This is a genomic window from Streptomyces sp. AM8-1-1 (genome assembly GCF_032229325.1).
Taxonomy (GTDB): domain Bacteria; phylum Actinomycetota; class Actinomycetes; order Streptomycetales; family Streptomycetaceae; genus Streptomyces; species Streptomyces achmelvichensis.
This window is the reverse complement of record NZ_CP135086.1, coordinates 7,823,160-7,836,197: the sequence shown is the minus strand read 5'-3', so window position 1 is coordinate 7,836,197 and position 13,038 is coordinate 7,823,160. Positions and strand designations below refer to the sequence as shown.

The window sequence follows — 13,038 nt, the reverse complement described above, 5'->3', positions numbered from 1 at the left end:
GATGTCGGGGTGTGGGGCCCCGGCGTCCGCCGCTCGGCGCTCCCGGGCGCCTGCCCGACCGCCGGCCGGTCCGGCCCGCGAGGAGACGAAAAGATCGTCGTCGTCATCGGTGCGCGACACCTGACTCGGTTATAGTCCAAATTTCAAGCTCACCTGCTGGTTCGCCCTCGGTCGTGTGCGAACCCCTCAGCCCTGGAGACCCGGCATGCTGGAGGCGGCTGGCCTCACGTCGGTCGAGGAGACCGTCTACCGGCTTCTGGTCATCACGCCCAAGGCCTCGGCCGACGAGATCGCCGCGCAGACGGGTCTCGGGCGGGAACAGGTCGACGGCATCCTCGCGGCGCTCACCGCCAAAGGGCTCGTCATCTCCGGTGACGAGAGCCCTCTCCACTTCACCGCCGCACCTCCGGACGTGGCACTGCTGCCGCATCTCCAGCGCCGCGCGGACGCCCTCGAACAGAGCCGGGCCGCCGTCGCCGACCTCCTGGAGAGCTATCGCAGCACCCGGCGGCAGGACGCCGGCCATGTCATCGAGGTCATCACCGGGGCCGAGGCACTGCGCCAGCATCTGCGCCGGCTGCAGGACAACGCTCGCCACGAGATGCTCTGGTTCTGCAAGGCCCAGTACGTGGCCATGCCTTCGGGAAGCAATCGCGCGGAGTTCGACGCCCTGGCACGCGGGGTCCGCTACCGGGTCCTGTACGAACGGGCCTTCTTCGACGACGAAGGAGCCGTCGACAACGTTATCGCCGGGGTGCGTGCGGGCGAACTCGCCCGTTCCGTGCCGCATCTCCCCCTGCGACTCGCCGTCGCCGACCGGGAGACAGCCATCTGCCCGTTGGTGCCGGGCGGCCCGTACGGCAGTCCCGGAGAGCCCACGACCGCGCTGCTGCGTGACAGCAGTCTGCTGGAAGCCCTCACCGCTCTCTTCGAGCGCTACTGGGAGGACGCCGTGCCCCTGCACGTCAGCGCCTCCGGCACCATCGTCGGGCCGGACGACACCGAGGACAGGGAGGTTCTGCGCGAGACCGACCGCAGGGTGCTCTCCCTGCTGGTGGCCGGCATCGCCGACAAGGCGATCGCCAGTCAGATGGGGCTCAGCCGCCGCACCGTGCAACGCCGGATCCAGCACATGATGGCCCTCGTCGGCGCCGGGACGCGTATGCAGCTCGCCTGGCACGCGGCCCGTCGGGGCTGGCTCTAGGCGGGCGGGTCCAGGTGGGCAGCGGAGACCGATCGCAGCGGGGCCGGACGCTCGGGGTAGGCGGGCCGGGCAGGCGAGACGGGCAAGCGGCGGGCCGTCCCTATGTGCCCGGTCAGCCCAGATAGAAATCCTTGCGTTCCGCCACGAACTCCTCGACCGTCCGGGCGGGGACACCCGTCAGACGTTCGACGTCACCGGACGCGCGGTCGTAGCGATTCTGCCGGTGCAGGCGGCACATGGTGACGATGTGCTCCTCGATGTGCGGCGGCAGGCCGACCGTGGCGAGCACCTCGCGGCGCCACCGGTCGAGCGGCATGTCCACGTATGAGACCGGACGGCCCAGGGAGGTGGAGAAGGCCTGGGCCATCTCGTTCATGTCGACCGTCCGGGGCCCGGTCAGCTCGTAGACGTGCCCCACGTGCGGAACAGGGTTGGCGAGGACCGTCGCGACCACCCTGGCGACGTCGTCCACGGCGATCGGCGAGGTGCGTCCGGCGCCGAACGGCAGCACGATCGTGCCGTTCTCCCGGATGGTCCGGGCGGGCAGTGTGGTGAACAGCGGGTTGTCCAGGAACGACGTCGGCCTGATGTGCACGACCGGCAGGCCGGACCAGTTCATGACCTGCTCGGCCAGCCAGTGCAGCCGCTGCTGGTGCGACTCATCGGCGCTGGTGGCGGTCATCTGCGACACCGTCATCTGCGACATGCCGATGAGGGCGTCCAGCTCTCCGTGCTCCACGGCCACGCTCACCACGATGGTCGCCGCAAGGAGGTGGTCGGGTGAGACAGGCATGGCGAAGTACATGCTCCGAGCGCCCTGGAGGGCGGCCGCGACGGTCTCGGGTTTCGTGAGGTCGCCGAGAACCACCTCCGCCCCGGACGCACGCAGTTGGGACGCGCGGTCGTCGTCCCGGCGGACCATGACACGCACCGGCAAGCCCTGGGAACGCAGCTTCTCGACGACGTTGCGGCCCACGCTTCCGGCGCCGGTGATGAGGACGAGGTTCTCGACAGCCATGGCGCAGACTCCTTCGCGGTGCGGGAACGCGCCCCCCTCTCCACTCTCCCCCGTCGACGGGGGGACTGCTCCTAGAACACGTGGAGGAAGCACCCGACCGCCACCGCACCGGCGGCAGCGATCGACGTCAGTTGAATGAAGATCTTCCTTCGCTTCACAGAGACCCCTCCGAGGGACGTGTCGGGCCGACGGCCGCAGCTCTAAGGCGTCGGCGCGGGCGCCAATGATGTCGATCCGACATGGAAACCCGCGCCAACCGGGTGTGCGACTTCAGATGCCGCCCATACGTATCAGCCACCAGTCGGAGTTGTAGGCACCGCTCACCGAGTCGGCCGTGCCGGCCGGGCGCTCTTCGACGGTGTCCTCCAGCCGAATGGGCTCCGGCAGCTTCGAGAACCGGAGGCTGCGCTGCACCTGCGCCGCGTCAACAGGCTTGCGTTCCTGATCCATTTCAACGCCTCCTCAGCACGGTTTTCACGCCGCACTCCGACGACAGCCGTTCCACCTCCGCGAGAGGGGCTGGAACAGGTGTCTGTTGATGAGTCATCCGCTCAACGGACGACGGGGGTGACAAATTCCGGGCACCTCGCCCCGATCCCGCCGCCGTGGTCGCCGTTGACCTGAAGCGGCGGCGGCGCAGGTCCCGTGCCCTGTTGCCTGGCGTTCGGGACCTGCGGCCAGGGGCCGGTGGGGGCACCACCGGCCCCTGGGTGGGGTCATACGGCGCGGGCGTTGATGGTGACGGGGATGTTGCCGCGGATCGCCTTGGAGTAGGGGCAGATCTGGTGCGCGGCGTGGGCGAGCTCGTCGGCCTCGCTCTGGGTGACGCCGCCGACCTGGAGGTTGAGGACGGCTGAGAGCGAGAAGCCGTCGTCGCCGCCGTTCAGGCTCATGTCTGTATCGATCTCCGTGCTGGTGAGCCGGATCTTGCGCTGCCCTGCGGCGATGCGGACGGCGCCGAGGAAGCAGGCCGCCCAGCCGGCGGCGAAGAGCTGCTCGGGGTTGGTGGCCGTGCCGGCTCCACCGAGCTCCTTGGGCATTGCCAGGTCGGTCGACAGAAGACCGTCGTCGGACTGCACGCGTCCTCCGTTGCGACCCTCGCCGGTGACCTTTACGTGGGCGGTGTAGCTGTGAGACATGACTGTCCTGTTCTCCATGGGGGGGTGTAGCGGATCCCGCACAGTGGCGGACCTGCTCGTCGGGAGCACCCGGGAAGAGCGTCACCTGTTCGAGCGGTGACGCCATAGTTGCATCTTCAAGCGTCACCGGTCAAGACGGTGACGCGGGGGATGCGCGAAGGCGGCCGATGCGGGATCAGGCAGGCCGTCGGGGAATCCGGGGCTCGACGGCCCCCGAAATCGGATGAAGGGCGCTCCGCCGACCACGGATCGGGCGCGGCTGCACAGGGGAATGGCATGGCTCGGCGGCACTCGGCTGCCGAGTGGATTCAATCGCCGCCGACTGGAGCGGCAGAGGGGCGGTCGCTTCGCGACCGACGTCGATCAGGCCTGGACGGCGCGCTTGCGCGCCCGGTAGGCGGCGGCCTTGATCTTGTTGCCGCAGGGGTCCATCTTGCACCACGCGCGGCGCGCCCCTCGCGATCGATCGATGTAGAACTGGGTGCACTCGGGGTTCGCGCACTCCTTGAGCAGCGGCACGTCCGGCCCGCTCAGGAGGGTGACCGCGTCGCGGGCGACATACGACAGCGCCTGCTGGACAGTCGCTTCGATCCGGCGCCCGGACGCCGTGAGCTGGGGAACGGGTGCGGGTCGGCTCGCCACCTCATTGACGAGGGACAGGGCCTTTTCGTCGTAGCTCTCGCCCGCGATCCTCGCCAGCACCAGCGGGTAGATCGCCTCCCGCAGTTCCACCGCCTCGACGAGATCGGACGGGTCGCAGGCGACCTCACTGTCCGTGATGCCGCATTCCAGGAACCACAGGGCGAGGCTCTTCGGCGAGTCGAGCATCTCCCGCGTATGGGGGCCCCGGCGCACGCGCAGCGTCCCGGCGAAGTCGAGTGCCGGGCTTTCGGCAGGGAAGGCGTGCATCATGTCACCATTCTGACAGGTGACGGTTTGGACGGGCAAAGGTCGTCATGATCGGAGACCTTTGCCGCAGCTCGCCGGCCGTGCCGCACATGGGTTTCCCGCCTGACACCGCCCGCCATGGGAGCAGGCTCCTGGGTGTGGCCCGGCCCTCATCCGAGGGAGATTCCCGAACCGGGCCACCGGGATGCACGTTCCAGCCTCAGGCGCGGCAGCGCAGCATCTCGAACGCGGGGTTGGCCCGGTAGTCCGCCCAGAAGGCGTCGCCATACGCGGCGATCCCGGCCTGCGAGACGGTGGTCGGGACCCATGTAATCTCGCTGAATCCCACCTTGGCCAGACACGTCTCGAACACCTCGCGGCGCGCCAGCCCTGCCGTGAACGAGATCGGTGCCTCCTCCAGCAACGCGGTGATCTTCACCCGGGGCCCGATGCCGGTCTCTTCGCCCGTCAGCTCGGTGAGGAACCCGTACGGGCGCGGCGACGGCCCGGAAAAGTCGTAGTCCGGCGTCTGGTGGAGCATGAAAAACTCGCCACCGCTCTTGAGGCTCTCGTGCACCTTGCGACACAGGTGCTCGAATACGGCGACGGTCTCCGCGTAGTTGAGCAGCATCACCGCGGTCGCCAGATCGAACCGCTCCCCCGCCGGCGACATGTCGCCCACGTCGACCGCCTCGTAGCGCACACCCAGCGGCTGCGCCTGCTCGATCCCTTCCGCGACACGGATCATCTCCCCGGAGATGTCGACGCCGAGGACGTCAGCCGCGCCGCGCCGTTTCAGCTCACGGCTGTAGAAGCCGGTACCGCAAGCCAGGTCGATCACCTTCTTTCCGGTGACGTCCCCGACCATGCCGAGGAAGCTGGGCGCTTCCACGTACTGGGCCAGCGGCAGGGCCTTGAAGCCCTCGAACGATTCACCGATCTCGTCGTACGTCTGCTGTGCACTCACCGCGCACTCCTCCCGTTGGGTGTCCTCGCCCCGGACACCCGGCAGTCTCTCCATACGCGACAGCGGGCCCGTGCTGGCAGAAGCCACAAAGATCGAGGGGTTGGCGTCACCGGTCACACGAACGCGGCGCCGGAAGCTCGGCGAACTCCGCACCCGGGACGGACGCATGACCGCAGACGGGTTCCAGGCTCTGTCCGGGTGCCGTGGGCCAACGCTTCCTGGACCGCCTCGGCGTTCGACCGGCGGAGCACGTGCTCGACGGCCTGTTCGTGGCCCGATGCGTCACCCTGCTGGGGCAGTTGGGAGTCCTGCCCCCGTGAGATCCATTGGGCGGCTGACGGCAGTGGCCCACCACGGGGGTCGACGGGCCAGGAAAACGTGTCGAACGCGGAGTCGACCTCTGAGAAGGTCCTGAGTGCCCCGGAACTGCTGCGAAAGGAAGCCCGTGCCGCGTGCTGTCACGTTGATTCGCTCTGCCTCCCTGTCCGATATTGCGGAATACGCCTACGCGGCGACGGCCCCGGCCTCGTCGCGGCTGATCTTCCTGGCCGGAGCATGTCCTCTGAATGAGGATGGCTCCACTGCGGCGATCGGGGACGTCGCGGGGCAGGCGGCCAGGGCTGTGGAGAACATGCGGACCGCTCTGACGGACGCGGGCGCGTCACTGCACGATGTCATCAGCACCCGTGTTCTCGTTGCCTCTCACCGGCGGGAGGACTTGGTGACGGCGTGGGGGGTCGTCCGGGACGCGTTCGGTGACCACGACGTGCCCAGCACATTGATGGGTGTCACCGTGCTCGGCTATGACGGCCAACTCGTGGAGATCGAAGCCATCGCCGCCGTGCTTGATTCGTGAGCCGACGGGCCATCCCCCGCCGAGGGACCAACCGCACGCCCGGGATTTGGCTCCCGTCACGATCGGAGGTGGGTGGCGGGTTCTTGGGTGCGCCGGCGGCGTGCTGGTGAGCCCGCACGGAAGTGGGGTCGATGTTGAGTTCCAGTCAAGGTCGCCCTCGGCATCGGCGGCGGCCTGGATGTGCCGGCGGAGCCTCTCCCAGGTGCCGTCGGCCGACCACAGCAAGTACCGCTTGTGAACTGTCGTCCACGGCCGAAGCGTTCGAGCAGTTCACGCCACTGCAACCCACTACCGAGCCGGTGAATGATTCCGTTGATCACCTGGCGGTGATCCCGCCACCGGCCGCAGCGGTTACTGCTCACCGGCAGCAGCGGCTCCGGCACCGCCCACAGAGACATGATCTAGGTGCAATACCGGTGACTTTGAGTGGTGTTGGTCGTTGGTTGTGGTGTGCCAAGGCCTGGGCAGGTGAAGTCGTCGGGTGAGCGGTTGTCGGATCGGATCGCTCTGGGTGTGTTGACGCGGGTGTTTCCGCCTGAGTTGGTGGATGAGGTGGTCGTGGAGTGCGGGCGGTTGGAACAGCGGTCGCGGCTTCTTCCGGCTCGGGTGGTGGTGTATTTCGTGCTCGCGATGTGTCTGTTCTCGGGGCAGGGCTATGAGGAAGTGGCCCGACTCTTGACGCAGGGGCTGGAGCGGGTGCGGCGGTGGGACAAGGGCTGGCAGGTGCCGACGACGGGGGCGATCGGGCGGGCCCGTAGACGGTTGGGGCCGGAGCCGTTGAAGGTGCTGTTCGACCGGGTGTGCCGGCCGGTCGCGACCGGTCGGACGGCTGGTGCCTGGTATCGCGACTGGCGGCTGGTCGCGGTGGACGGCACCGTTTTCGACGTGCCGGACACGGAGGCGAACGCGGGATTCTTCGGCCGGCCCGGTTCGGGCCGGGGACAGCAGCGGAGTGCGTATCCGCAGGTGAGAGTCGCAGCCCTGGTCGAATGCGGCACCCATGCCGTGTTCGCCGCGCAGACCGGCCCGCTGTCGGTCCATGAACAGCAACTGATTCCCGGGCTGTTGAGCCGACTGGAGCCGGGGATGCTGCTGCTGGCCGACCGCGGCATCACCGGCTTCGAACTCTGGCAGGCCGCCTCCGGCACGGGCGCGGACCTGCTGTGGAGGGTCCGCAAGAACATTGTCCTTCCGGTCCTTCAAGCCTTCGAAGACGGCTCGTACCTGTCTGAGATCGCCTCGTCCGGCGACCGGGACCGGCGCGATCCGGCTCGGGTCCGCGTCATCGAGTACACCCTCGGCCGCAGCGGCGACGAGACGGTCTACCGGCTGATCACCACCATCTGTGACCCGCAGCAGGGTCCCGCCACCGACCTCGCGGCTGTCTACCACCAGCGGTGGGAGATCGAGAACACCCTGGACGAGATCAAAACCCACCAGGGCGGCCGGCAGTTGGTCCTGCGATCGCAGTACCCCGACGGCGTCGAGCAGGAAATCTACGGCTTCCTCCTCGTCCACCACGCTCTGCGGGACGTCATGCACCACACCGCCCACCAGGCCGGCCTCGACCCCGACCGGATCTCCTTCACCCGCACCCTCCGCATCGCCCGCCGCCACGTCACCGGCCAGGCGGCACTTTCCCCCCTCCCGGCTCAACCAGGCCTTCACCCACACCATCGGTGAACTGCTCGAACGACTCCTGCCGCCCCGCAGACAACGCTCCAACCCCCGCGTCATCAAACGCAAAATGTCCAACTGGCACCTCAAACACCCCCACCACAACAACCCACCCCCACCACCCCCAACAACAATCACCCTCATGCCACCCACCAAACCCATCAGCAAACGCCAGAAAGGTCCCTAAAACACCGGTATTGGATCTAGGTGGTGAGTTCCGTCTGGTGCGCGGTCGGGGGACGGAGGCTGTGGCGGATGTAGTACTCAGTGCCGAGGAACTCGTCTCGGGTGGCCCGTGGGAGGTTGGCGAGCAGGCCGGGTGCGGCTCCACGTTGCACCTCGGTGCGGTGGGCGAGTACGGCGGCGGTCTTCTGCTCCAGCCAGGGGCGGACATCCAGGGTGGCCGTGATGTGGCTGTCCGGGACGCTGCGCATGGTCATCTCGGTGAGTCTGCCCGGTCGGGTGAGGTGGTCGGCGAGTGAGGGAACCGCCGAGTGGGGGTGTGTGGCCAGGTAGAGGGCGCTGGGCTGCCAGGGTTTGCCGGCCTGTCGGTATAGCTGATCGAGGCCGGCCGCGTGGACAGCGATCAGGGTGACCCGGTGCGTGTGCAGGTGGTCCGGGTGGCCGGTGAGTCCGCCGTAGGCGTCATGGGTGACCACGACCCGGGGACGGAACTCGCGTATGTGCGCGACCAGCCGCTCCACCGTCTCGTCGAGCGGTGCGTCGCAGAAGCGCATCCTGCCCGGGGCCGATTCCTGTGCTCTCGCGTCGGCGTATCCGAGCATGCGCGGTGTGCCGGCGCCGAGGATCCGGAGCGCCTCGGCCAGTTCCGCGGCGCGGGCGGTGTCCTCGGCCCAGGTCGTGGTGACGACAGCGGTGCGGCCACCTGCGGCCGCGTGGCGGGCGAGTGCTCCGCCGGACCAGAGGGACTCGTCGTCCGGGTGGGCGTAGACGGCGAGCAGGCTCGGAGCAGACATCGCTGGGTCACCTTCCGGGACGGGGGCAAGCCGGTCAGGCCTGCGGTGGCAGGCCCCTGTGAGGGGGCAGGGCTCACACCTCGCCGCCGGTGTCGATCACGCAGAATCGATTCCCGTCGGGGTCGGCCAGCACCACGAAGTCCGCTTCCTGCGGGTAGCTGTCCCAGTCGATCCGCCGCGCGCCGAGGGACACCAGCCGCTCGACCTCGGCCGCCTGGTCCGACGCGTCCCCCGCGTACAGGTCCAGATGGATCCGCGGACGGTCCTGCACCGGCGTCTCGCTGCGGCCGAGCGAGAGCCGGGGCCCGGCCCCCCGCGCCGGGATCAGGACCACCCAGTCGTCTTCCATCTCGTCCCGTGGCACGTAGTCCAGGGCCCTGGTCCAGAACGTCGCGGCGCGGCGTACGTCCGAGACCCCCATCACGACCGATCCGATACGCAGCATGCCGCGAGTCAATCAGACGGCTCCCGCGCGAGTGCCCCGCGAGAGCCCGCCGACCTGTCTGCGGGCTCGGTCCCGGCCCGGTCCCGAGCCCGCGAAATCTTCTTCAGAAAAAATCTCGCCCGAGAGGTATCAGGTGCCGAGGAGGGGGCAGACGGACTGTCGACCCGAGCTCGCGGCCTCTCCCCCCTGGCCGCTCGGGCTCCGCGGCCCCACCGGCTCCCCCCCCTGCCGGTGGGGCCGCTTTCTGCTATTTGACCGATCCCGCCATCACGCCCTGCACGAAGTGCCGCTGGAAGGCGAAGAACACCACCAGTGGGACCACGAGCGAGAGGAAGGCTCCCGGGGCCAGGACGCCGATGTTGCTGCCGAACTGCCTCATCTCGGACTGGAGGGCGACCGTCAGCGGCTGGGACTCGCTGTCCGCGAAGAGCAGCGCCACCAGCATGTCGTTCCAGACCCAGAGGAACTGGAAGATCGCCAGACTGGCCAGGGCCGGCCGGCCGAGCGGCAGGATCAGGCGGGTGAAGATGCGCCACTCTCCGCCGCCGTCCATCCGCGCGGCCTCCAGCATTTCGCGGGGGATCTCCGCGAAGTAGTTGCGGAGCAGGAAGATCGCGAACGGGAGACCGTAGGCGACGTGGAAGAGGATCACGCCCGGGATGGTGCCGAAGAGTCCGATCGTGCCGAACAGCTTGGCGACCGGCAGCAGTCCGATCTGGACCGGCACCACGAGGAGCCCGACGACGACCAGGAAGATCGCGTTGCGGCCGGGGAACTCCAGCCAGGCGAAGGCGTATCCGGCCAGTGCGGCGATGATGACGACCAGCGCGGTGGTCGGCACCGAGATCAGCACGGTGTTCCAGAAGGCCTGGGTGATGCCGGAATCAGCGAACAGCGCGGTGTAGTTGTCCAGGGACAGCTGACCGGGGTCGGTCAGCGCCGTCCACCAGCCCTTGGCCGCGTTGTCGCCGTCGGATCGCATCGACGACAGGAACAGCCCGGCCAGCGGGGTGATCCAGACGAGTGCGACGACGATCAGGATCGCCTGGACGACTCCGTTGCCCAGGAGCCCGGTGAGCCTGCCGATACTGCGCCGGCGGGGGGCTGCCGCCCGGGTGGGCTCGGGGGCCGGGGTCTTGGCCGGCGGCGGGGACGGCCGGCGCTCGATCGTGCTGTGGCCGCTCATGCTCCGCTCCTTCGGAAGCGCCGGACGTTGAAGATCATGGCGGGGACGACCAGCAGCAGAAGGAGGACGCTGATGGCACTGCCGAGCCCCTGGTTGTTGCCGCCGCCGAAGGACACCAGCCACATCCGGGTCGCCAGCACGTTGGCCTCTTCCTGCACGGGCCCCGGCGCGATGATGTAGACGAGGTCGAAGACCTTCATCACGTTGATCACCAGGGTCACGAAGACGACCGTGAGCACCGGGGCGAGCAGCGGGACCGTGATCCTGCGGAAGATCTGCCACTCGTTGGCGCCGTCCATCCGGGCCGCCTCCAGCGCGTCCCGCGGCAGCGCGGCGAGTCCCGCGCCGATCAGCACCATGGAGAAGCCGGTCCAGATCCACAGATAGGCGCCGATGATCGCCGGGGTGACCAGTGCGGGCCCGAGCCAGGAGATGCCCTGGTACGGGGCGGCGAAGTTCTCCGCCGGGAGACGGACGGTGTACGAACCGTCCTTCAGGCCCGTGAAGGTGAAGGACCCGTCGGCGGCCGTGGTGGCCTTCGCGGCCATCTTTCCGTCCCGTACGGCCTCCACCGACATGCCCGGCAGACCCTTCTCGGCCGGGTCGACCTTGCCCGGGCTGCCGCCGCCTCCGGGCGTGAAGTCGTGGTAGACCACGCCGCTGAGTTCGTCCGCGGCCGGTGCCGCGGAGCCGGCGGCCCGTGCGGGCTTCGCCTCGGCGGGCATCTTGTCGGGTGCGACCCCGACGAAGCCGAGCGTGACGGATGTGCCGGGGGCGACCGCGTCGGCCGTACGGTACGAGCCGCCCTTGTCGGCGGCTAGGCCGAACCCTTGCCGGGCCCGGGCCGTCGGATAGGCGGACCGGTCGTCGAAGGCGTCGTGGACGCCGACGGCGACGGCGTTGAGCACGCCCTTGTTCGGGTCCTCCTCGTACGCGAGGCGGAAAATGATGCCGGCCGCCAGGAACGACACCGCCATCGGCAGGAAGAGGACCAGTTTGAAGGCGGTCGCCCAGCGCACCTTCTCGGTGAGCACGGCGAGGACGAGTCCCAGGCCGGTCAGCAGCACCGGGGCGACGACGACCCAGATGGTGCTGTTGCGGATGGCCTTGAGGGTGGCCGGGTCGCTGAATATCTCGGCGTAGTTCTGACCGCCGACGAAGCGGTCACCACTGGCGTCGAAGAGGCTGCGGCCGGCGGAGAAGAGCACCGGGTAGACGACGAGGGCACCGAGCAGCAGCAGGGCGGGGAGGACGAACACCACCGCGAAGTTGCGCTTCTTGAGCTGGGCGCGGCGCCGTGGGTTCGCGGCGCGGGCGGATGCGAGAACAGCCATGACCGCTGCCTCAGCTCTTGTACGCCTTGGCGGCCGCGGCTTCGAGCCGGGCCGCGGTGGCCTTGGGGTCGGAGGGGTCGCGCAGGAAGTCCTGGAGGAGCTTCCACTCACCCGTGCCCTTGGTCCCGCCGAATGCGGCCGGGGCCTGGTCGGACATGTCGAAGCGGACCGAATCACCGGCCTGGATAAGCGACTTGGCCGTGGCGCGTGTCGTGTCGTCTCCGTACGAGGCGAAATCGACGTCCTTGTTGGGCGACAGGAAGCCGCCGGCGCCGGCCCACACGGAAGCCGCTTCGGGAGTCGCCAGGAACTCCAGCAGCTGGTGCGCCGCCTTCTGGTTCTTGCCGTCCTTGAGCACGACGGCGGCGTCACCGCCACTGACCACGGGCGCTTTGCCGCTGTCGACGGCTGGAAACGGGAAGAACTTGGCGTCCTCGCCGAGCTTCTTGCCGAAGTCGTCCTTGGCCATGCCGCCGACGAAGTCGCCCTCGTAGACCATGCCCGCCTTCGGCTCGGGGCCGAAGACCTGCTCCACGGAGCCGGGGAAGTCGGTGCGCAGCGCGCCGGCCGCGCCTCCGGCGACGAGCTGCTTGTCCTTGAACACCTCGCCGAGCGTGGTGAGTGCCTTGACGACGCTGGCGTCGGTCCAGGGCAGGGTGTGGGTGGCGAGCTGGTCGTACTTCTCGGGTCCGGCCTGGGAGAGGTAGATGTTCTCGAACCAGTCGGTGAGGGTCCAGCCGTCCTCGCCGGCGACGGAGAAGCCGGGGAGTCCGGAGTCGGCGATCGTGCGGCCGGTCTTCACCATCTCGGTGTAGCTCTTGGGCTCCGCGACGCCGGCCTGTTCGAAGGCGCTCGGGCTGTACCAGACGGTCGACTTGTGCGCGGCCTTGAAGTAGAGGCCGTAGTAGGTCTTGTCGACGGTCCCGTACTCCTTCCAGACCGAGGCGAGGTTGGCGGAGGCGGTCGTCGCCGCCTTCTTCGACAGCGGTGCGAGCCAGCCCTCCTTCGCGAACTGCTGGAGTACGCCCACCTGCGGGACCATGGCGACGTCCGGGGCGTTGCCGCCCTCGATCTTGCTGCCGACGAAGGTGGAGACGTTGTCGCCGGTGGGCACGAAGACCGTCTTGGCGCCGGTCTCCTCGGTGAAGGCGTCGAGCACCTTGCGGAAGTTCTTCTGCTCGCTGCCCGTCCACACACCGGCGATGGTCACGGTCTGGCCGTCGAGGGGCTTGCCGCCGCTCGCCGGTCCGGTGGTGCCGCCGCAGGCCGTGGCGCCGACGGCGAGGGTGAGTGCGGCCGAAGCGGCTGCTGCTGTACGCCGGTTGATCGAGGGTCGTCGCATGGTGG

14 protein-coding genes are annotated in these 13,038 nt (G+C 68.8%); 3 read left to right on the top strand and 11 right to left on the bottom strand.

Annotated elements, in window-relative coordinates:
• The first annotated feature begins 205 nt into the window (after window positions 1-205).
• On the top strand, window positions 206-1,204 hold the full coding sequence (locus RPQ07_RS34960) for a helix-turn-helix transcriptional regulator (RefSeq protein WP_313948270.1): 999 nt from the start codon (window positions 206-208) through the stop codon (window positions 1,202-1,204).
• A 112-nt stretch (window positions 1,205-1,316) separates the two neighbouring features.
• On the opposite strand, the gene RPQ07_RS34955 is transcribed toward RPQ07_RS34960, so the two are convergent.
• The 5 genes from RPQ07_RS34955 to RPQ07_RS34935 all read right to left on the bottom strand — a co-directional run bounded on the left by RPQ07_RS34955 (window position 1,317) and on the right by RPQ07_RS34935 (window position 5,216).
• Window positions 1,317-2,222, bottom strand: a complete 906-nt coding sequence (locus tag RPQ07_RS34955) for an NAD(P)H-binding protein (RefSeq protein WP_313948269.1) — start codon at window positions 2,220-2,222, stop codon at window positions 1,317-1,319.
• Between the two features lie 270 nt (window positions 2,223-2,492).
• Window positions 2,493-2,672 carry a hypothetical protein gene (locus RPQ07_RS34950; protein ID WP_313948268.1) on the bottom strand — a complete coding sequence of 60 codons (180 nt, stop codon included), beginning with the start codon at window positions 2,670-2,672 and terminating at the stop codon, window positions 2,493-2,495.
• 266 nt (window positions 2,673-2,938) lie between these two features.
• The gene (locus RPQ07_RS34945; RefSeq protein WP_313948267.1) at window positions 2,939-3,361 is read right to left on the bottom strand and encodes an organic hydroperoxide resistance protein; all 423 of its coding nucleotides are present in this window, start codon (window positions 3,359-3,361) and stop codon (window positions 2,939-2,941) included.
• Window positions 3,362-3,724: 363 nt separating this feature from the next.
• Complete coding sequence (locus RPQ07_RS34940; protein ID WP_413777808.1) at window positions 3,725-4,273, bottom strand: CGNR zinc finger domain-containing protein; 549 nt, start codon at window positions 4,271-4,273, stop codon at window positions 3,725-3,727.
• Window positions 4,274-4,469: 196 nt separating this feature from the next.
• On the bottom strand, window positions 4,470-5,216 hold the full coding sequence (locus RPQ07_RS34935) for a class I SAM-dependent methyltransferase (RefSeq protein WP_313948266.1): 747 nt from the start codon (window positions 5,214-5,216) through the stop codon (window positions 4,470-4,472).
• A 445-nt stretch (window positions 5,217-5,661) separates the two neighbouring features.
• On the opposite strand from RPQ07_RS34935, the gene RPQ07_RS34930 reads away from it, so the two are divergent.
• Window positions 5,662-6,072, top strand: a complete 411-nt coding sequence (locus RPQ07_RS34930; RefSeq protein WP_313948265.1) for a RidA family protein — start codon at window positions 5,662-5,664, stop codon at window positions 6,070-6,072.
• Window positions 6,073-6,128: 56 nt separating this feature from the next.
• Here the strand turns inward: RPQ07_RS34930 and RPQ07_RS37860 are convergent, their stop codons facing one another.
• Window positions 6,129-6,470, bottom strand: coding sequence for a transposase (locus RPQ07_RS37860; protein ID WP_413777807.1), 342 nt, complete (start codon window positions 6,468-6,470; stop codon window positions 6,129-6,131).
• A gap of 52 nt (window positions 6,471-6,522) precedes the next feature.
• On the opposite strand from RPQ07_RS37860, the gene RPQ07_RS34925 reads away from it, so the two are divergent.
• Entirely contained in the window at window positions 6,523-7,755 is a 1,233-nt protein-coding gene (locus RPQ07_RS34925; RefSeq protein ID WP_313948732.1) for an IS4 family transposase, read from the top strand.
• A 197-nt stretch (window positions 7,756-7,952) separates the two neighbouring features.
• Here the strand turns inward: RPQ07_RS34925 and RPQ07_RS34920 are convergent, their stop codons facing one another.
• The 5 genes from RPQ07_RS34920 to RPQ07_RS34900 all read right to left on the bottom strand — a co-directional run bounded on the left by RPQ07_RS34920 (window position 7,953) and on the right by RPQ07_RS34900 (window position 13,033).
• The gene (locus RPQ07_RS34920) at window positions 7,953-8,726 is read right to left on the bottom strand and encodes a PIG-L family deacetylase (RefSeq protein WP_313948264.1); all 774 of its coding nucleotides are present in this window, start codon (window positions 8,724-8,726) and stop codon (window positions 7,953-7,955) included.
• Between the two features lie 73 nt (window positions 8,727-8,799).
• Window positions 8,800-9,171: a VOC family protein gene (locus RPQ07_RS34915; RefSeq protein WP_313948263.1), complete on the bottom strand. Its 372-nt coding sequence runs from the start codon at window positions 9,169-9,171 to the stop codon at window positions 8,800-8,802.
• Window positions 9,172-9,418: 247 nt separating this feature from the next.
• Window positions 9,419-10,357, bottom strand: a complete 939-nt coding sequence (locus RPQ07_RS34910; protein WP_313948262.1) for a carbohydrate ABC transporter permease — start codon at window positions 10,355-10,357, stop codon at window positions 9,419-9,421.
• On the bottom strand, window positions 10,354-11,691 hold the full coding sequence (locus RPQ07_RS34905; RefSeq protein WP_313948261.1) for a sugar ABC transporter permease: 1,338 nt from the start codon (window positions 11,689-11,691) through the stop codon (window positions 10,354-10,356). Before RPQ07_RS34905 ends, RPQ07_RS34910 begins: the two co-directional genes overlap by 4 nt.
• A gap of 10 nt (window positions 11,692-11,701) precedes the next feature.
• The gene (locus RPQ07_RS34900) at window positions 11,702-13,033 is read right to left on the bottom strand and encodes an ABC transporter substrate-binding protein (RefSeq protein ID WP_313948260.1); all 1,332 of its coding nucleotides are present in this window, start codon (window positions 13,031-13,033) and stop codon (window positions 11,702-11,704) included.
• Window positions 13,034-13,038 lie beyond the last annotated feature (5 nt).

Coding starts and splice junctions, on each gene's coding strand:
- RPQ07_RS34960 (WP_313948270.1), top strand. CDS start 206: ATGCTGGAGGCGGCTGGCCTCACGTCGGTCGAGGAGACCGTCTACCGG.
- RPQ07_RS34955 (WP_313948269.1), bottom strand. CDS start 2,222: ATGGCTGTCGAGAACCTCGTCCTCATCACCGGCGCCGGAAGCGTGGGC.
- RPQ07_RS34950 (WP_313948268.1), bottom strand. CDS start 2,672: ATGGATCAGGAACGCAAGCCTGTTGACGCGGCGCAGGTGCAGCGCAGC.
- RPQ07_RS34945 (WP_313948267.1), bottom strand. CDS start 3,361: ATGTCTCACAGCTACACCGCCCACGTAAAGGTCACCGGCGAGGGTCGC.
- RPQ07_RS34940 (WP_413777808.1), bottom strand. CDS start 4,273: ATGATGCACGCCTTCCCTGCCGAAAGCCCGGCACTCGACTTCGCCGGG.
- RPQ07_RS37860 (WP_413777807.1), bottom strand. CDS start 6,470: ATGTCTCTGTGGGCGGTGCCGGAGCCGCTGCTGCCGGTGAGCAGTAAC.
- RPQ07_RS34920 (WP_313948264.1), bottom strand. CDS start 8,726: ATGTCTGCTCCGAGCCTGCTCGCCGTCTACGCCCACCCGGACGACGAG.
- RPQ07_RS34915 (WP_313948263.1), bottom strand. CDS start 9,171: ATGCTGCGTATCGGATCGGTCGTGATGGGGGTCTCGGACGTACGCCGC.
- RPQ07_RS34910 (WP_313948262.1), bottom strand. CDS start 10,357: ATGAGCGGCCACAGCACGATCGAGCGCCGGCCGTCCCCGCCGCCGGCC.
- RPQ07_RS34905 (WP_313948261.1), bottom strand. CDS start 11,691: ATGGCTGTTCTCGCATCCGCCCGCGCCGCGAACCCACGGCGCCGCGCC.
- RPQ07_RS34900 (WP_313948260.1), bottom strand. CDS start 13,033: ATGCGACGACCCTCGATCAACCGGCGTACAGCAGCAGCCGCTTCGGCC.